Origin of the sequence: Vibrio sp. 10N.247.310.17 (assembly GCF_041466605.1) — a bacterium.
In the GTDB taxonomy this organism is placed as follows: domain Bacteria; phylum Pseudomonadota; class Gammaproteobacteria; order Enterobacterales; family Vibrionaceae; genus Vibrio; species Vibrio tasmaniensis_A.
The window spans coordinates 54,978-72,835 of the sequence record NZ_JBFSTC010000014.1 but is presented as its reverse complement, the minus strand read 5'-3'; the positions used below and the strand labels follow the sequence as shown (position 1 = coordinate 72,835).

General features: G+C 44.9%; 15 protein-coding genes. 6 read left to right on the top strand and 9 right to left on the bottom strand.

The annotated features are described in order from the left end of the window. Positions 1-199: 199 nt before the first annotated feature. Positions 200-1,147: a Tim44 domain-containing protein gene (locus tag AB6D80_RS06745; RefSeq protein WP_372188094.1), complete on the bottom strand. Its 948-nt coding sequence runs from the start codon at positions 1,145-1,147 to the stop codon at positions 200-202. A 197-nt stretch (positions 1,148-1,344) separates the two neighbouring features. Here AB6D80_RS06745 and AB6D80_RS06740 point away from each other — a divergent pair, with 197 nt between their 5' ends. From AB6D80_RS06740 to AB6D80_RS06730, 3 genes are all read left to right on the top strand, one after another. Then, on the top strand, positions 1,345-1,935 hold the full coding sequence (locus AB6D80_RS06740) for a TetR/AcrR family transcriptional regulator (protein ID WP_012604487.1): 591 nt from the start codon (positions 1,345-1,347) through the stop codon (positions 1,933-1,935). A 17-nt stretch (positions 1,936-1,952) separates the two neighbouring features. Further along, positions 1,953-3,827, top strand: a complete 1,875-nt coding sequence (locus tag AB6D80_RS06735; protein WP_017100593.1) for an MFS transporter — start codon at positions 1,953-1,955, stop codon at positions 3,825-3,827. 144 nt (positions 3,828-3,971) lie between these two features. Further along, the gene (locus AB6D80_RS06730) at positions 3,972-4,892 is read left to right on the top strand and encodes a YeiH family protein (RefSeq protein WP_029225432.1); all 921 of its coding nucleotides are present in this window, start codon (positions 3,972-3,974) and stop codon (positions 4,890-4,892) included. Between the two features lie 169 nt (positions 4,893-5,061). Here AB6D80_RS06730 and AB6D80_RS06725 read toward each other — a convergent pair whose 3' ends face one another. Both AB6D80_RS06725 and AB6D80_RS06720 read right to left on the bottom strand, forming a co-directional pair. Beyond that, the gene (locus AB6D80_RS06725; RefSeq protein ID WP_017100591.1) at positions 5,062-5,229 is read right to left on the bottom strand and encodes a hypothetical protein; all 168 of its coding nucleotides are present in this window, start codon (positions 5,227-5,229) and stop codon (positions 5,062-5,064) included. A 106-nt stretch (positions 5,230-5,335) separates the two neighbouring features. Then, the gene (locus AB6D80_RS06720) at positions 5,336-6,214 is read right to left on the bottom strand and encodes a LysR substrate-binding domain-containing protein (protein ID WP_372188092.1); all 879 of its coding nucleotides are present in this window, start codon (positions 6,212-6,214) and stop codon (positions 5,336-5,338) included. A 193-nt stretch (positions 6,215-6,407) separates the two neighbouring features. Between AB6D80_RS06720 and nagE the strand changes: the two genes are divergently transcribed. Then, on the top strand, positions 6,408-7,853 hold the full coding sequence (nagE, locus tag AB6D80_RS06715; protein ID WP_372188095.1) for an N-acetylglucosamine-specific PTS transporter subunit IIBC: 1,446 nt from the start codon (positions 6,408-6,410) through the stop codon (positions 7,851-7,853). Between the two features lie 145 nt (positions 7,854-7,998). Here nagE and menE read toward each other — a convergent pair whose 3' ends face one another. The 6 genes from menE to AB6D80_RS06685 all read right to left on the bottom strand — a co-directional run bounded on the left by menE (position 7,999) and on the right by AB6D80_RS06685 (position 15,378). Next, the gene (gene menE, locus AB6D80_RS06710; RefSeq protein ID WP_372188091.1) at positions 7,999-9,435 is read right to left on the bottom strand and encodes an o-succinylbenzoate--CoA ligase; all 1,437 of its coding nucleotides are present in this window, start codon (positions 9,433-9,435) and stop codon (positions 7,999-8,001) included. Between the two features lie 52 nt (positions 9,436-9,487). Continuing rightward, the gene (gene menC / locus AB6D80_RS06705) at positions 9,488-10,495 is read right to left on the bottom strand and encodes an o-succinylbenzoate synthase (protein ID WP_372188090.1); all 1,008 of its coding nucleotides are present in this window, start codon (positions 10,493-10,495) and stop codon (positions 9,488-9,490) included. A gap of 75 nt (positions 10,496-10,570) precedes the next feature. Then, the gene (gene menB / locus AB6D80_RS06700; protein ID WP_010439547.1) at positions 10,571-11,437 is read right to left on the bottom strand and encodes a 1,4-dihydroxy-2-naphthoyl-CoA synthase; all 867 of its coding nucleotides are present in this window, start codon (positions 11,435-11,437) and stop codon (positions 10,571-10,573) included. A 102-nt stretch (positions 11,438-11,539) separates the two neighbouring features. After that, a complete protein-coding gene (menH, locus tag AB6D80_RS06695) occupies positions 11,540-12,340 on the bottom strand; it encodes a 2-succinyl-6-hydroxy-2,4-cyclohexadiene-1-carboxylate synthase (protein WP_017103207.1) in 801 nt (266 codons plus the stop codon). A gap of 9 nt (positions 12,341-12,349) precedes the next feature. Continuing rightward, positions 12,350-14,074 carry a 2-succinyl-5-enolpyruvyl-6-hydroxy-3-cyclohexene-1-carboxylic-acid synthase gene (gene menD, locus AB6D80_RS06690; RefSeq protein WP_371707644.1) on the bottom strand — a complete coding sequence of 575 codons (1,725 nt, stop codon included), beginning with the start codon at positions 14,072-14,074 and terminating at the stop codon, positions 12,350-12,352. Continuing rightward, the gene (locus AB6D80_RS06685; RefSeq protein WP_372188088.1) at positions 14,071-15,378 is read right to left on the bottom strand and encodes an isochorismate synthase MenF; all 1,308 of its coding nucleotides are present in this window, start codon (positions 15,376-15,378) and stop codon (positions 14,071-14,073) included. Before AB6D80_RS06685 ends, menD begins: the two co-directional genes overlap by 4 nt. Before the next feature lie 296 nt (positions 15,379-15,674). On the opposite strand from AB6D80_RS06685, the gene AB6D80_RS06680 reads away from it, so the two are divergent. Continuing rightward, entirely contained in the window at positions 15,675-16,907 is a 1,233-nt protein-coding gene (locus AB6D80_RS06680) for a pyridoxal phosphate-dependent aminotransferase (RefSeq protein WP_371707645.1), read from the top strand. Positions 16,908-17,239: 332 nt separating this feature from the next. Continuing rightward, positions 17,240-17,824 (top strand): 5'-deoxynucleotidase, encoded by a 585-nt coding sequence (gene yfbR / locus AB6D80_RS06675; RefSeq protein ID WP_009847276.1) that lies wholly within the window; start codon positions 17,240-17,242, stop codon positions 17,822-17,824. The last annotated feature ends 34 nt before the right edge of the window (positions 17,825-17,858 follow it).

Genomic DNA, 17,858 nt, shown 5'->3' with positions numbered 1-17,858 from the left:
TTCTTGAAGATAAAAGCGGCTTTCCCCGGAAAGCCGCGATGAACCTAAAAAAAGCTCAAAGCCAATTTCCCTGCTGCGACTTACAGATACCTATCATTAGACACAAAAAAGCCCCTGATGATTTCTCAGCAGGGGCTTTCAATTATTTGCCGTTTTTCCGAATAACTACATCATATTGATGTTTAGTTAAATCCTGAAATTAACCTTGAATACCAACAATTAACCAAGGTGCATTTTGAGTTGTTAGATCACGCTCTAAGTGCCAGATATCAGTGATATCTTCTTCAATGCCGTCTGCGGTATCACGGTAGCGACCGCTAAACTGAAGGCTTAGCTGTGCTTTGCTACCATCGTGGTCTGCGCGAACGATTTCAGCATCAACGTACATTACGTCTGTGTGCTGATCACCGTCTAGCTTGTTACGCTCAGCTTTAAGGTCTTCAAATAGGCTTGGAGATACGTATTCTTCAATCGTGTTTAGCTCGTTGTGATTCCATGCACCTTGCAGTGTACGGTAGTGCTCACGAGAACCGTTGATGAATGCCGCTTGATCAAAACCTGGTGGGTAGTTATGTGGAACATCGCTTTGTGCACCAAAACCGAAACCACCAGCGCTATTTTGCGAATGAGGTTGTGATTGAGGTTGTGATTGAGGCTGTGATTGAGGCTGTGCTTGCTCGAAGTTATGAACATTTGGTTGTTGCTTAGGTTGTTCAAACTTGTTCTGACCCATGCCGCCGAATGCTGGCTGTTGGCCACGTGCATTCTGCTGATTCATTGAGCCCTGCTTCGCGCCCAACATTCCGCGTAGGAATTTAAACGCTAGGAAAGCAATCAGACCCATGATCAGAATATCCATGAACTGGATACCTTCAAATGCGCCACCAAAGAATGCAGCTAAAAGACCACCAGCAAGTAAACCACCTAGCAGACCGCCCATAAGGCCTTTCTTGCTAGAGTTAGCTGCTGCTGTTTTCTTGCCAGTTTGATCTTGTCGGATCGAATTTGTGTTTTGTTGTTTTGGTGCTGGAGCCGTTTTAAAGCTTTTGCCAAATGACTTACCACCACCAAACTTTTTCGCTTCCGCGATTGGCGTCACCGCGACTGTTACCAACAGGATCGCGACTAGTGAGAAAAATCGTTTCATTATTATCCTTTATAGGTTTTTTTATCTTTCGACACCTTAATCATACTCGTTAACAAAGAACAATGAAATATTCACGACGTTTACACATGTATCATAATATTGCGGCTATTAATTGATTACTAAACTAGCGAAGGGATTGACGGCACTCTGGGGCAGCATTAAAATATTGAACGATGTTCATTTAATAGAAAGTACTCATGGCAAGACGAAACGATCATACTCGCGAACAATTAGTGCAATTAACCTTAAAGACGGTAACCGACTTCTTAGAAGAGCACTCTTATCACGAGCTAAGTCTACGTAAAATTGCCAATATGATTGGTTATGTCCCTAGCACCTTGGTGAATGTATTTGGTAACTACAACCTACTCCTTTTACACGTTGTTGCTCAAACATTAGATGAACTGTCGTCCCAATCTGCTTCTGCGGTTGAACAATCGAGCAACCCTCAACAGGCTCTTTTCAATCTTGCATACTGCTATCACGATTTTGCACAAAAACACCCCCACCGTTGGCAGCTTATCTTTGAGCACAACATGAATGGTGAAAACCTTCCTGAATGGCAATCGAACCGTATTGATAGAATGACAGGTATGTTAGAGCAATTGCTGGTAGCTATTGCGCCTGAACACACAGAAAGCGAAGTCATTAAAGCCAGCCGTGTATTATGGTCTGGAGTACATGGAATTACTCTACTTAGCGTTGATGATAAATTTTTCGCCTCTGAACCTATCGATGGTAAAGAGTTGATCAATAACCTAATCTCAAACTACTTAACCAACTGGTAATCATTCAAGGAAAGACAATGAACAACAGCAGCCAATCTTCGCTGTTAACGCAAAAAAGGTTCCTACCCTACTTTATTACTCAATTTCTAGGCGCCTTTAATGACAACATATTCAAAAATGTTCTGTTACTGTTTGTTGCTTTCGCAAGCGTAGATACGCTGCCTATTTCCAGCAACCTATTCATTAATTTGGCCGCTGGTCTTTTTATTCTGCCCTTCTTCCTGTTTTCTGCTTTGGCTGGTGTACTGGCTGACAAATACGAAAAATCTTGGTTTATACGTAAAGTTAAGCTCCTTGAAGTGGCGATCATGTCACTGGGTGCGATCGGGTTTATCTACGAAAGCTACGGGATACTACTCCTACTTCTGTTCCTAATGGGAACGCAAAGCGCCTTCTTTGGCCCGGTGAAATACGCACTGCTTCCACAACAATTGGAAACAAAAGAACTGGTATCCGGCAACGCTTTAGTCGAAACCGGCACATTCTTAGCCATCCTTATTGGTACTTTAGGCGCCGGTATTATTGCATCTGAAGAAAGCGCGAAGCTCATTGCTGCGGTATGTATTGTTTCTTTCGCCGTGCTTGGCTATGTATCAAGCTGCTTTATTCCACAAGCGCCGAGTAACGCACCAGATCTGAAAGTGAAGTGGCAGCCAGTAAAGCTAACCCGCGCGACACTGGCGATTGCAAAAAAAGATCGCCCAACGTTTCAAGCACTGATGTCTATCAGCTGGTTCTGGTTCCTTGGCGCTGCTTATCTCACTCAGTTTCCAAACTTCACAAAGCTCCACTTGAACGGCACTGAAAGCTCGGTTGCCTTTTTGTTAGCTCTATTCTCGGTCGGTATTGCGATAGGTTCTTTGGCTTGCGATAAGTTATCAAATCACAGAATTGAAATCGGCATCGTACCAATGGGTAGCCTAGGTATGTCGATTTTTGGGCTATTGATGGCGATATCCATTCCTGAGTCCTTGCCTGAATTTACTTCTTTCCATCAATTCGTGACGTATTCAGAGCTGTGGCCGCTGTTTGCTTATCTTCTGCTCTTGGGTGTCTCTGGCGGTATCTTCATTGTTCCTCTGTATTCTCTGATGCAGTTACGAGCGAAACCAGATGAACGCGCTCAAGTGATTGCCGGGCTCAACATCTACAATTCACTATTCATGGTGGGAAGCGCCGTTTTAGGTATTGTTTGCCTGAGTGTTCTCGATCTTTCTATTCCACAACTATTTGTGTTGCTCGCGATAGGGAATACTTTGGTTATGCTGTACCTGTTTTATCAGGTGCCTATCTACGCTTTCCGTTTCTTTACATGGGTGGTCACTCACACCATGTACCGAGTTAAGCACAAGAACTTACACCATCTTCCAGAGAATGGCGGCGCACTGATCGTTTGCAACCATGTGAGTTATATGGATGCACTGCTTCTGAGTGCGGTTTGCCCTCGCTTGATTCGGTTTGTGATGGAAGAGGATTACGCCAAGCTGCCTCCACTACGTCGATTCTTAAAAAGAGCAGGAGTTATTCCAATCTCCGCAACCAACCGAAACTCGATTAGAAACGCTTTCAAAGAAGTTGAACGTGCCCTAGATGAAGGGCACATCGTGTGTATTTTCCCTGAAGGCAAGCTAACCGCTGATGGCGAAGTAGCCGAATTCATGCGTGGCATGGAGCTGATTATCAAACGATCTCCTGTACCTGTGATTCCAATGGCACTTAAAGGGTTATGGGGCAGTTACTTCAGTCGTTATAAAGGTCAAGCTTTCAAGGGACTACCCACCCGTTTCAGGGCCAAGTTAGAGATAGAAGCTGCCGAACCTATGCTAGCCAAGGAAGCTTCATGCGACACGCTTCGACAGTCAGTCTCTGATCTTCGCGGCTCACTACGCTAAATAACCAAGCCTTTATTCATATCAGCTGAACAAACGTTTAGTTTTACTTAACGTTTGTTCAATTCATTTAGACTTACTTACCATTGCGTTAAGCGTATAGTCTTCCACTACGCTGCCAATACTAGACGCGACGAATTAAATATAATGAATCTAAAAAAGTCTGTTCCATTTTATCTTGCTGCTCTGTTTTGCTTAACCCCATGGGTGAGTTCACCGACGGCCCTCGTGATCGGTTTCCTTCTTGCGAGCTTAGGTTTAGTCCCTGACCATCTAGAAGTAGGCAAACTCACCAAGAAGCTACTGGCCTACTCGATTGTCGGCTTAGGCTTTGGCATTCAGTTTGAGAAAGCATTAGCGGTAACAGGCGATGGTATTGGCCTCATTGTAACGACGATTATTGGTACCTTGGTCATTGGTTGGTTCTTGGCAAAACGCATGGGATTAGATCGCACCACGGGTTACCTTATCTCTTCTGGTACCGCAATTTGTGGTGGTAGCGCCATTGCCGCCGTAGCACCGGCCATCAAAGCTGATGATGAACAGATTGGCTTGGCGTTAGCCACTGTATTTGTGTTGAACTCGGTCGCCCTTTTCTTGTTCCCAATGATTGGCCATGCACTAGAGTTAAGCCAACAAACTTTCGGAACATGGGCTGCCATCGCGATTCATGATACCTCCTCTGTAGTCGGCGCAGCATCAGCATATGGCGAAGAAGCACTGACCACAGCAACCACATTGAAGCTCGCTCGCGCACTTTGGATTATCCCAATCGCGTTAGTCAGCGCAATGATCTTCAAGAACGATCAAAAGAAGATTACGATTCCTTACTTCATTTTCTTCTATTGCGCTGCTATTGCTGTTAGTGACTTGCTGCCACAATTTGAGATGGTCTATCAAGGTATCTTTGATGTGTCTAAGCGTGCATTGGTGGTGTGTCTATTCTTGATTGGTTGCGGTATTTCAGTAGAGAAGCTTAAAGCCGCAGGGCCGAAGCCATTGATGTTTGGTATTACAATGTGGACGATGATTTCGACAGGCTCATTAGCGTGGTTAACTCTCGCTTAATCCGCCTAATTACACCTAATACGCAAAGAAACGCTTTAGGTGGTGTTTGGCTACCTAGACACTCAGATTAACGAGCAACAAAACAAAAAGGCAAAGCTCTAATGGGCTTTGCCCCTATCGTTTTTAGTGAAAATATCGTTTGTAGTAAAGATATTCTTTGTTACAACAATCACGAATCAAACAGGGGCTTATCACTCTTCTTGCTCTCTCTTTTCATTAAAACAAGTACCACAACTAGCACAAATGCAGTGAGTTCAGCCAATGAACGAGTCAGTCCTGACGAAACGAGCGCTTGGCCTATCTGCAGCAAAACTGCAATGATGAGGGCAACTTTCATAATAAGACCTTATTCTATAATCCGTTATTTATAGAGCTTATTATGATTGATGGTTATAAAGATAATAAATTCTGTTTTGAACTATCTAATTGCTAAATTAACTAACCTAGCGTAACTGCCCCTCTAGCCACTTAATAAACGTTCTTACCTTAGGTCGCTTTTCAGTGCCTAACGGACAGATCAATTCGTATCCTTTATCAGTATCCATACTTGGATAAGGCGTTATGAGCTCACCAGTCTCAATGTACGGCTTAACAAAATGATAGCGCCCCATTGCCACTCCGATATTATGCAGAGCACTCTGCACGCCCATGTCTCGGTGGCTCACACAATAAAACTGCTCAAACAGATTTACATCAATTTGATTGTGCTTAATCCAACGCTGCCACACATCAGAGCCTAGCGCATGAATGAAATTAATCCGGTGTAACGACTCTAAACCATCATCAAAGATATCGTGTTCAGCGGCATAACTCGGCGTACATACCGGAATATACTTTTCACCAAACAGACGCTGTCGATGCATGTCTTTTAGATCTTCAGCACCATAGTAAATTGCGACATCGAGATGATTTTGATGAAAATCCTGCTCTTCTTGCGAGAAGATGTTGAGATTAAACTTAGGATATCGCTGTTTAAAATCCGCCAATCTTGGCAGTAACCAACTGTTAGCAAATGCAGGACTGGTACCAATATTGATCTGACCGTACAAGTCGGTGTTGGTAATGTCTTCGATTTCGCCAAAAATAGAGCTCAACGACTTCGATAACGTGCGTTGAAAGCGTTGCCCTTCTTCGGTCAGCTCCAGCTTACGAGTCCCTCGTACAAACAAATTAAACCCAAGCTCTCCTTCCAACACTTTGATTCGATGGCTAACGGCTCCCTGAGTCAAATGCAACTTTTTCGCGGCTAACGTAAAGCTCATTTTCTCTGCAGCAACATTAAATGTATGAAGGTTTCTCAGTAAAGATTGATGGTTAGCCATACGAACTCATGCATTAAAAATTTTAATTCATAGTACTACCCGTTTCGTTTGTTTGCATTAAGAAATAAGTTTTTAATAACCGCAGTTACTTAAAACCCTGCCTCGATCAATATTTAACTCCATACGTTGACGAGCAGAAACATTAAAAAAATTAATTACAAACTTAGGGGCACGTATGAATATACTTGGGTATATGCAAAAAGTAGGTAAGGCATTGATGGTTCCCGTAGCCACACTGCCAGCTGCAGCAATCCTTATGGGGATCGGCTACTGGTTGGATCCTGTTGGTTGGGGTTCAGAGAGTATTCTGGCCGCATTCTTGATCAAATCAGGTGGCGTGATCATCGACAACATGGCGGTTCTGTTCGCGGTGGGTGTTGCCTTTGGTTTAAGCCGTGATAAGAATGGTTCTGCGGCACTGTCCGGTTTTGTGATGTTCCTCGTCGTGACCACGCTACTGGCTCCAGGCTCAGTTGCTCAATTAATGGATGTTGAACTAAGTGAAGTGCCAGCAGCATTTGGAAAAATCAGCAACCAATTCGTAGGTATCATTGTCGGTATTATTTCCGCTGAAATCTATAACCGCTACTCCACCGTTGAGCTTCCTCAAGCTTTAGCTTTCTTCAGCGGTAAGCGTTTGGTTCCTATCCTTACCTCAATCGCAGGTATGGCGCTCTCTTTTGCTCTGCTATACATCTGGCCTGCTGTTTACGATGCTCTGATCGTTCTAGGAATTAAACTAGAAAGCATGGGCGCTGTGGGTGCCGGTCTGTTTGGTTTCTTCAACCGTTTGTTCCTATCCGTTGGTATGCACCACGCACTTTACCCTGTGTTCTGGTTCGACGTTGTAGGTATTAACGATATTCCAAACTTCCTCGGCGGTGCACAATCTATCGCTAACGGTACGGGTATTCCGGGTAAAACTGGCATGTACCAAGCAGGCTTCTTCCCTATCATGATGTTTGGTTTACCTGCAGCTGCATTAGCTATGTACCACTGCGCTGACGCGAAAAACAAGAACCAAGTCTTCGCAATCATGCTTGCCGCAGCAATGGCTTCATTCTTCACTGGCATTACTGAGCCTCTAGAGTTCAGTTTCATGTTCCTAGCACCTGTATTGTTCCTATTGCACGCAGTGTTAACAGGTTTGTCGCTTTACATTGCAGCAAGCATGGAATGGATGGCAGGCTTCGGCTTCTCTGCAGGCTTTGTTGACTTGGTGCTATCAAGCCAAAACCCGTTAGCGACTAACTGGTACATGTTATTAGTTCAAGGTGTGGTGTTCTTCGCGCTTTACTACGGTATTTTCCGTTTCGCTATCATCAAGTTCAATCTACGTACTCCGGGTCGTGGTGAAGAGATGGAAGCAGAAGGCGAGGCCGAATCTCCAGAAGCGTTAGTTAACCTAACCAACAACTACATCGAAGCTATTGGTGGTGCAGACAACATTCTAGAAGTGGACAACTGTATTACTCGCTTACGCTTAACAGTAAAAGACTCGTCAGCAGCAGACAGTGACAAACTGAAAAAACTAGGTGCTGCAGGCGTTGTTCCTATCGGAAAGGGTGGCCTACAAGTCATTATAGGTTTAGGTAAGGTAGATAAGGTTGCTGAACAAATGAAGAAGGCACTCGCTTAAGCTAAACAGCCAGATGCAAAGATAAAACCCTTAATAACCAGATAAAATATTAAGAATTTGTGATGGTTTCACCACCATCACAACCCCCTGAAGCGCAATTACGACTAGTCACCGTGTATTGCGCTTCATTTTATTGTTCTCAGTTCTATTTAGAACGTATCTGCTGTAACCATTGTGACAACCCTGCGCGTGAAACCTTAATACCCTGTTGTTCTAGCTCTGGCATGCGGTAGTACTCGATAGGAAATTTGAACCGCTCAAGACGGCCATTCAATTGCTCAGCAAACCACTCTTTGGTTGGCAGTTCAGCACAATCCACAATAGCAACAGGTCGAAACCCGAATTCATCATCTTCAATTGGAACGATAAACGCCTGCTTGATTAAAGATAACTGATTCAGTGCTCGTTCAATTTCTTCGCAATGAATGTTTTCTCCACCAGAAATAAACTGATTATCAGCACGGCCAATAATCGACACTTGTTCGCCATCCCATTCGCCGAGGTCTTTACTGTCGAACCAACCGTTCTCATCCACCAATGGTGTTAACTCGCCCTGATAGTAATAACCAGAAGCAAGCGTATTGCCGCCAATAAAGATACGTTGATCTTCAATTTTCAACTGGCGTTGGTCGAGAACAAAACCTGCAGTATTACTAGAATCGACTGGCTTCGCGGTCACTGTTGAAGCCGCTTCTGTCATACCGTATCCAAGCCAAGTTTCAATGCCCATTTGTTGAGCTTCAAGCCCTAGCGCTTCTGGGATATGGCTACCACCCAAAAGTACATGCGTTAAAGTAAGTGCTTGCTTACTCTTTAGTAATCGATGTAGCTGAGTAGCGACTAATGAAGCGTGACTGCATTCTTCTATATCGGTTTCAAGCTGACCTGTCCCTATTTTGATGCAGCCACCAGCCGCCAACCAACGATGGACAATCGCCAGCCCCGACACATGGTACATCGGTAAGCTAAGCAACCAAGTGTCAGCTTGTTCAAAGTTGAAAACGTCTAATAAACCCTGAGCTGAACATAAGTGTTGCTGCAACGTGTGAGCCACCGCTTTCGGGTTTCCAGTAGAGCCAGAAGTAAATATGATGCTTGCTAGATTTTGCGGATTGAAGTTGGAGTCTTGAGATGTCGTTATCCTATTATCATCACCATCGACCTTCACTTCATCTAAGCAAGACAAGGTCACCAACTGAGTATTCAAATCGACAGTCTCTGATTGCTCTATCCCGCTACTGTCCAAAAGCCAAAGGTAGCTTTGTTGACCTGCTTGATATAAGGAATCGAGCTTTTGCTTCAGGCGTAAGCTAGGCTGAGGCATGGTAAACGCACAAACCACACCCAAATTGAGTGCGGCAAGATAAACCGGAATCACTTCAGCTTGGTTCTTACCGACAATCGTCAGTACATCACCTGCAGATAAGCCTTGATGAGATAGCTGTTGTTGGTACTCACTCACCAGCACAGACACTTGCTGCCAAGTGTAAGCGCGGTTAGGAATCACTAACGCTGTTTGATGTGGGTTCTGCTGCGCCCACTGTACCCAGAGCGGGTGAGGATTAGATTGTGGGCGCATCATAAGATAACCAAGTTATAGATTGAGAACGGTCTAAGCCAATCGAACGATCAGCCTAAGAAGACCAAATCAATTGTTGCTGTTCAAGCGTTGAAACTGGAAGCTGACAACCCGGCCAAGAGACTTCTAGCTGTTGCTGATACAAGCCAATCGTATCAAGCCCTGGAACTTCATTAGGCAAGTACTGTTGTGCCAATCGAGCAATCTGAGTTAAACCAAGGCTAGACTCTATGCTTGAGCTTAGTACAGGTTTAATACCAAGTTGTTGCGCGCGTTCAATGATAGCAACACAACGCTCTACTGAGCCAATCAAGGTTGGTTTAATCACAACCGCCTTAACACCCGTTAAGTCACTAAGATTAAACTCTGGACTTCTTACCGCTTCTTGCAGTGTTTCGTCCCATGCAATCGCAACACCGTGGTCAATAGCAAAAGCTAAGCTATCTTCAGGTTTCTGGCAAGGCTCTTCAATAAAGCTAATACGTTGACGCAGTGAAGGCGAAATGTACTTGATGAACTGCTTGGCTTTTTCTGGTTTCCACGCGCGGTTGGCATCAAGCCTTAGGGTCAAATCAGGGATCGACTCAAGGAATAAGCTCACTAGCATGCCATCACGAATCGCTTCGTAGAGACCGACTTTCACTTTGGCGACCTTCTCACCTTTCATCTCATTCAGCACAGGGATCAATTCATCTGGATCGCCTGTACACAACGGTGCCGCTTGGTAGTTACCTTCAGCGTTGAGTTCGCCTCGTAATTCCATCATCGCCATCGAAAAACCGAAGGCAACAGAAGGATATAACTCATCAAAAGGCGTTTGAGGGTTATTGTGGCTCCAAAGCTCTAATTCGTGTTGAAGCTGAATGCCAGCTTGTTCGGCATCTTCTTGGCTAAAACCTGGCAAAGGCGCAACTTCGCCAAAACCAGTTATACCATCACACTCAAGTTGGATGATATAGCCAACGCGTTCGTTCAACTTATTGTCACGAAGAATCACACCACTATCCATAGGTAATTGATAACGGTAGAGTTTAGCGTGACACTGAGAATTCACTGAGTTCATAAAGTTTCCTAAAAAACGGGGAACATCAAAACAAAACGAGCCGCTATTAGCGACTCATTTTAAAGAAGAGAAAGACTATGGGTTACGCGGAAATTTGTCGAAATCAGGTCGACGCTTCTCGTTAAATGCATTTCGGCCTTCTTGGCCTTCTTCTGTCATGTAGAACATCATGGTTGCGTTACCCGCCAACTCTTGTAGACCGGCTTGACCATCACAGTCTGCGTTTAGTGCGGCTTTCAAGCAACGCAGCGCCATTGGGCTATGTTGAAGCACTTCACGACACCAACGAACGGTTTCTTTTTCTAGGTCGGCAACAGGCACTACGGTGTTTACCAGGCCCATGTCCAATGCTTCTTGAGCATCGTAGAAACGACACAAGAACCAAATTTCACGTGCTTTCTTCTGACCAACGATACGAGCCATGTAAGAAGCACCCCAACCGCCATCGAATGAACCGACTTTAGGACCCGTCTGACCGAACTGAGCGTTTTCAGCTGCGATAGTAAGGTCTGCCATCATGTGAAGTACATGACCGCCACCGACTGCCCAACCCGATACCGCTGCGATAACCGGTTTTGGACAAGTACGAATTTGACGTTGGAAATCAAGCACGTTCAGATGATGTGTACCTGAATCATCTTGATAACCGCCGTAGTCACCACGGATACTTTGGTCACCACCAGAACAGAACGCCTTCTCACCAAGACCCGTCAAAATGATTACGCCAACCTTCTCGTCATAACGAGCATCAGCCAATGCATTGATCATCTCTTTTACGGTTTGTGGACGGAACGCATTGTGGACTTGAGGACGAGCAATCGTGATTTTCGCAATACCGTCGTCAGACTTGTGGTACTGAATATCTTCAAATTGACTGCTTTCATCGCGCCAGTTAACTGCTGCGTAAAGTTCTTCTTCTGTGATGCCTACTGTTTTAGCCATGGTGATTCCCATTGTTCTATTAGAGACCACGACTAACGAATAGTCGTGACGGTGTTGCTCTGCTTTTGATAGTGCTTGATACGAGAGAACCGCTCAGTCAGTTTAGCGGCGACTGGCGATACATTGGATGATCAGGTTGGAAAACAACTCTGGTTGCTCAAAATGAACATTATGACCAGCGTAATCAACCTGACTATATTCAAAGCCACTATTCTCAGCTAGCTCCATGAATTTACGATCTTTTTCACCACACACATAATGCAATTGATGCTCATGAGATTTCAATGTGGCACGTAAATCCGGTTGCTTAGCTAACGAAGTAGATAACAACATATTTGCTACGGATACTCCAAGGTTACCACTACGCTTTATGACCAAAGTTTGTCTTTGCTCATGATTTAGTGAAGAAAAGACGCTTTGTTGATACCAATCGTCTAAAACATCTTCAATCGACTGCTGCGCAAAGCGGACAGCCCATTGCGTATCATGTACTAACCTTTGTGCTCGTTCTTCATCACACTCCAGACCAAAGTTGCCACCTTCAATAATGACTTTCTCAAGATTGAGCGTTTCGAAGCAAGGGCTTGTCACCCCATACATGGCAAGCCTGCCACCCATAGAGTAGCCAATCACCACGATAGGGTAATCCGCAGGAAGATCGTTGAGAGCAAGTTGAGAAGTGATGCACTGAACGATTTTCTTGCAGCAATGATCAAAGCCTACCGGATCGATAAAGCGACTTTGTCCGTGCCCGGGCAAATCTATGCAAAGACGAGGAAAGTCCTCTAGATATGGATGACATGCGCTCCAATCATCCCCGCTTCCGAGTAAACCATGTAGAAAAACAAGCAAAGGTTTGTCAGAAGATTCTTGTACTGCTGGGTAATAATTGGAGTAAAGCATGTAAAGTCCTTAGGCTAATGCCTCGGTGAGCATTGAACTGAATTGTTTCAGCAAAGTAGACGCTTGTTCGGGAGGCGTCTTAACTTCAACGAGCAAGGTACCCTGACCTTGTTCGAAATGTTGTTCGACAATCGTTTGATAGCAATTCAAAGTTTCTGGCGCCGCATAACCAAGCTGGAATTGCGCAGCGGCATGTTCAAAACCGAAACCATGGGGCATTTGATATAGAGATTGTTTTTGTTGCTCAGGAACGGGCAACAAGTCAAAGATCGCACCGCCATCATTGTTGGTCACAACAATAACCATCGGCGTTAAATTATGAGTCAGCAGGGCCAGTGAGTTGAGGTCGTAAAGCAAAGAGGTATCGCCAATCAACATTATCAAGGGGTTTTGGTTGGCTTTCACCACGCCCGCAGCCGTTGCTACCAAGCCATCAATGCCCGATGCACCACGATTACTGTAAACTTGATTCGCAGATATTGATGACAGCATATCCACCAGCCTTACCATCAAGCTGTTTCCCACAAACAACTCTCTGTCTTTAAGTCTAGTCGACAAGTCAACTGCAACGCTCAACTCGGTCAGTTGGTCATTATTGGATATTTGTGCCAATGCCAATTGTTGAACCGTATTCGCGATTTCGACCAAAGGTGCAGCCCAACCTGCATGTTGACCTAACAAGGTAGGTAAATGCTGTTCTGACACCCATGACTCGATATCAGCAACGATATGGGTTTGAGGCAGATGATCTTGGTTGATTCGGTGCGTATCTGGTGACACAACAATGTATTGTGACGAGCAGAATGATGAAGCTTGCGACTTTATCCAATGATTAAGGCGCTTAGAAACAACACGCTCACCGAACTGAAGGATGAAATCACATTGATTGAGTTGCGCTTTAGCTACGTCACTCTGCATCCACAGATCATAATGCTTCCAATCACTTGTGACACCTGATTGAGGATCGCAAAAAACTGGCCAGCCTAATGCAGTGGCAAACTGCTGAGCTTTTGTCGCTTGTTCAATATCGAGCGAACCGAGAATAACCACACCCTTACGTCCAAGATACTCACCTGGAGCAATCGGTTGTGTATTCACTTGATTAGGTAAAAACGTTTGGCTGTAACAACCTGTTCCCGACTTCCACCCAGAGATACTGGATGTGTATTCCGCATACATTTTCGCGCTATTTGCAGAATATAGAGGCTCAGGGAACGGACAATTGATATGAATCGCACCGCCAACATTGCGTTGTTTCGCTAGCGCGTTATCAACGGATGTCAGAAGCCAATTCAATGAAATCTGTGTGGTTGGACTGGGTAGATTTAAAGCACTTTCAACATGGGAAGAAAAGATGCCTTGCTGTTGAATCGCTTGATTAGCGCCACAGTCGACTAAATCGATAGGTCGATCAGAGGTCAGCAAAATCAGTTTCTCTCGTGTCAGTCCAGATTCAGCCGTCGCAGGAAGAAGGTTTGCAACAGCAGTACCAGAGGTGACAATCACGGCAACTGGCTTATTGCTGGCTTTTGCTAAACCTAACGCAAGAAAACCAAGCCCACGCTCATCAAAGTGCGTGTGCAGTGTCAGTTTTGGATTGGCTTCGGCTTCGAGTGTTAATGGTGTTGAGCGCGAGCCTGGCGCAACACAAACATGTTCAACGCCGCTGCGGGCTAACTCTTCAAGTAACGTATTACACCAAACTCTATTTAATACGGCTTGGTCGTGTTTCATGACGCCACACCCAATGGTGGATGATCTGAAATTAAGCTGAGCAGAGTCGACATTTTCTTATTCAACTCTTGCCACTCAGGTTCAGCAACCGATCCCGGCACGATCCCCGCGCCCGCAAACAGTTGTACCTGATCGTTTACAATCAAGGCACTTCGAATCGCGACACAGAATTCAGCGCGTTGATGGCTAATATAGCCAACAGAGCTTGCATACCAACCTCTCGCAAACGGTTCATGTTCAAGTATGAAATCCATCGCTTCTTTGCGCGGTAAACCCGCTACCGCAGCCGTCGGCTGTAAGGCAGCAAGCAACTGTACACCATTGACGCCGTTATTGAGCTGAGCATGGATATTACGTTTAAGATGTTGCACCTTACGCAAACGCACTAGGCGCGCCTCTTTTTCAACGTGTACCGTTTGAGAATGAGGAGTGAGACGCTCAATAATGTCGTCGACCACATACTGGTTTTCATTGAGGTTTTTACTGTCTTGAGAAAGCCAATTGGCTAACTCCATATCTTCTGTCGCGTTTTCTCCGCGACCAATGGTTCCAGCAAGCGCTTCAGTATCAAGCTCAGTGCCATATCGACTGTACAAACGCTCTGGCGTTGAGCCGATAAAGCTGTGTTTGGAATCCAATACCAACATAAAGTGAAAGCTGTGATGGTTTTGCAGGTAGCTGGCCTTAAGCAACTGAGCCGCGCAGATTGGCGCATCGAGTTGCAATGTGGTTTTACGCGCTAAAACGACTTTTTTGTACTCTTCGTCGCTAATGCCTTTCAGCACTTTATCGACAAGGTTGCCCCACTGCTCTCGTTCTGGAACATGGTTAATCTGCTCAATGTGCGCCGACAAAGGGGCCAATATCGCCGCTTCGACAGAAAGCTTATTTAGAGCATTAATAGAAGCAACGCGATCAGGGGATAAGTTGACGGCTAACGACCAAGTATTGTCAAAGCGGATCAGTTCAACCTGAGGAAGGAAGAAAAACGATTCCATGCAACGGCGGTTTTTTGCGGTGTGCCCGTCAAACGAGCGCCCACCCCAGATTCGTTGGTCTTCACCAAGAATTGCGTACGCGGGAGCGGGATCAGAAAAAGTATGTATTTGCCCGAGCGCAACGACCTCTTCACGAGTATCACGTGACTGCCAGTAGAACTTTGGAAAGAGCGGTTGAGCATGAAGCCATTCTATAAATGCAAACGATGGTTTTTGCGTTAGAACTTCAACACAACGAACTTCACTTGCTTGGGCATTTTGTACTCGCTCAATCAAAGCGGAGATAGTTTGCTGGAAATGTGACAAATCGACCTCGTTCACATCTAAATTATTATTATATTAGTTTGATACTTTATGGGCAGCACCCACTTAGATCAAGAATCTACTATATCTTTTGAACATTCGTGTGATTTTAAGCGATCTAGCCCCTTTATTCACCTTAGCCAATAACAAAGAAAGCGATTAATTAAAATTTAGAAAAGAGTGACAACAAAAAGACCAAACGTGACACTGAAATGCGACATTCATCAGATTTTTATTCTATCAAACCCCATTTTGCGGTACTTTAATAAAGTATTTAAATTAATTTCAGGAAATCGGCAATGCAAAATATCGGGATGTCGTCAAAACTCAACAATGTATGCTACGAAATCAGGGGGCCTGTACTCAAACATGCTAAGCGCATGGAAGAAGAAGGGCATAAAATACTGAAGCTTAATATTGGTAACCCCGCCCCATTTGGTTTTGACGCCCCTGATGAAATCCTTGTTGATGTAATCCGTAACCTACCGACATCTCAAGGTTATTGCGACTCAAAAGGCATCTATTCAGCCCGTAAAGCGGTTGTTCAGCACTACCAGAAAAAAGGTCTACGTAACCTTGATGTAGAAGACGTTTACATTGGCAACGGCGCATCAGAGCTTATCGTGATGTCTATGCAGGCGCTACTGGATAATGGTGATGAAATCTTAGTTCCCGCTCCAGACTACCCACTATGGACAGCGTCTGTTGCGCTTTCTGGTGGTACACCTGTTCATTACATGTGTGATGAAGATGCCGATTGGTACCCAGACCTTGATGACATGCGTGCGAAGATCTCACCAAAGACTCGCGGCATCGTTCTTATCAACCCGAATAACCCAACGGGCGCGGTATACAGCCGTGATTTCCTATTACAAGTTGTTGAGATTGCTCGTGAGCACGGTTTGATCATCTTCGCTGATGAAATCTACGACAAAGTGCTTTACGACGGTGCGGTACATACTTCAGTCGCAACGCTTGCTGAAGACGTACTAATGGTCACATTCAATGGTCTATCTAAGGCTTACCGCGTGTGTGGTTTCCGTGGTGGCTGGATGTTCTTAACGGGTCCGAAGCACATAGCGAAAGGCTACGTTGAAGGGCTAGAAATGCTCGCCTCGATGCGTTTGTGTGCCAACGTACCCATGCAGCACGCTATCCAAACGGCACTGGGTGGTTATCAGAGTATCAACGAACTGATTCTTCCCGGTGGTCGACTGCTTGAGCAACGTGACCGCGCATGGGAGCTGATCAACAAGATCCCTGGCGTTTCTTGTGTTAAACCGAAAGGCGCAATGTACCTGTTCCCTAAGATCGATACCAAGATGTACAACATCAAAGACGATCAGAAGTTTGTGCTCGACTTCCTTAAGCAAGAGAAGGTGCTATTGGTTCAAGGTACTGGCTTCAACTGGCCAAAACCGGATCACTTCCGCATCGTGACTCTGCCACATATCGAAGATCTAGAAATCGCGATTGGTCGTCTAGAGCGCTTCTTGCAGACTTACAGCCAAGACGACCTCATCGAAAGTTAATAAGCACAAAGAAAGATGGCTACAATTTGCTGTTTTAAAAGACTTTAACTTGTATTCATTCACTTCTATGCTTAAAAGGCTCCTATTTAGGAGCCTTTTTTGTATCCGCTGTCTCGTACTGTTTGAGTTAACATAAGATACGAGTGGAGCATTGCTACTGCCAATCACAGTAAGTAAGTGTCCAGAAATAGCGCAGGAAAAAAACTTGAGAACAAGGCAGATTTTTTTGGTAAGTAGTTATTCTACAATCAAAAATTCTAACAAAGTTATCGAGTTTTTTAACAAGCTAGGATGACCAGTTATTTACTACGATTGGTACTATAAGGACATTTATGAAACAGAGCCATTTCTTCGCCCATCTCGCACGCATGAAGCTTATCCAACGCTGGCCTTTGATGCGCTCAGTCTCAAGCGAGAACATTTCAGAGCATAGCCTACAGGTCGCTTTCGTCGCCCACGCCTTGGCGCTTATCAAAAACAAGAAGTTTGATGGCAAACTCAACCCAGAACACATTGCTCTGCTTGGCATGTACCACGATACCAGTGAAGTGCTAACAGGTGATTTGCCGACGCCAGTTAAATACTACAATCCAGACATCGCACAAGAGTATAAGAAGATAGAAGCGGCAGCAGAGCAAAGACTGCTTTCAATGCTGCCAGAAGAGTTCCGAGACGACTTTTCCCCGTTTTTGATATCTGGAACAGCAAACAAAGAAGAGCAAAGCATCGTTAAGCAAGCCGACACTATCTGCGCTTACCTCAAGTGTTTGGAGGAACTCAGTGCGGGCAACCATGAGTACGAACAAGCGAAACGCCGACTAGAAGAGACTCTCGAACAGCGTAAAAGCCCGGAAATGGACTACTTTCTCACCACATTTGCGCCGAGCTTCGAATTATCACTAGACGAGATAAGCTAGCTGGGTATAAGTTGAGTGTAATTAGCTAAATAAA

Bases quoted from the DNA above. Each gene is read 5' to 3' on its own strand.
- AB6D80_RS06740 (WP_012604487.1), top strand. From the start codon at position 1,345: ATGGCAAGACGAAACGATCATACTCGCGAACAATTAGTGCAATTAACC.
- menB (WP_010439547.1), bottom strand. From the start codon at position 11,437: ATGGCTAAAACAGTAGGCATCACAGAAGAAGAACTTTACGCAGCAGTT.
- AB6D80_RS06720 (WP_372188092.1), bottom strand. From the start codon at position 6,214: ATGGCTAACCATCAATCTTTACTGAGAAACCTTCATACATTTAATGTT.
- menC (WP_372188090.1), bottom strand. From the start codon at position 10,495: ATGAACTCAGTGAATTCTCAGTGTCACGCTAAACTCTACCGTTATCAA.
- nagE (WP_372188095.1), top strand. From the start codon at position 6,408: ATGCAAAAAGTAGGTAAGGCATTGATGGTTCCCGTAGCCACACTGCCA.
- menE (WP_372188091.1), bottom strand. From the start codon at position 9,435: ATGATGCGCCCACAATCTAATCCTCACCCGCTCTGGGTACAGTGGGCG.
- menD (WP_371707644.1), bottom strand. From the start codon at position 14,074: ATGAAACACGACCAAGCCGTATTAAATAGAGTTTGGTGTAATACGTTA.
- AB6D80_RS06735 (WP_017100593.1), top strand. From the start codon at position 1,953: ATGAACAACAGCAGCCAATCTTCGCTGTTAACGCAAAAAAGGTTCCTA.
- AB6D80_RS06730 (WP_029225432.1), top strand. From the start codon at position 3,972: ATGAATCTAAAAAAGTCTGTTCCATTTTATCTTGCTGCTCTGTTTTGC.
- yfbR (WP_009847276.1), top strand. From the start codon at position 17,240: ATGAAACAGAGCCATTTCTTCGCCCATCTCGCACGCATGAAGCTTATC.
- AB6D80_RS06680 (WP_371707645.1), top strand. From the start codon at position 15,675: ATGCAAAATATCGGGATGTCGTCAAAACTCAACAATGTATGCTACGAA.
- menH (WP_017103207.1), bottom strand. From the start codon at position 12,340: ATGCTTTACTCCAATTATTACCCAGCAGTACAAGAATCTTCTGACAAA.
- AB6D80_RS06745 (WP_372188094.1), bottom strand. From the start codon at position 1,147: ATGAAACGATTTTTCTCACTAGTCGCGATCCTGTTGGTAACAGTCGCG.
- AB6D80_RS06725 (WP_017100591.1), bottom strand. From the start codon at position 5,229: ATGAAAGTTGCCCTCATCATTGCAGTTTTGCTGCAGATAGGCCAAGCG.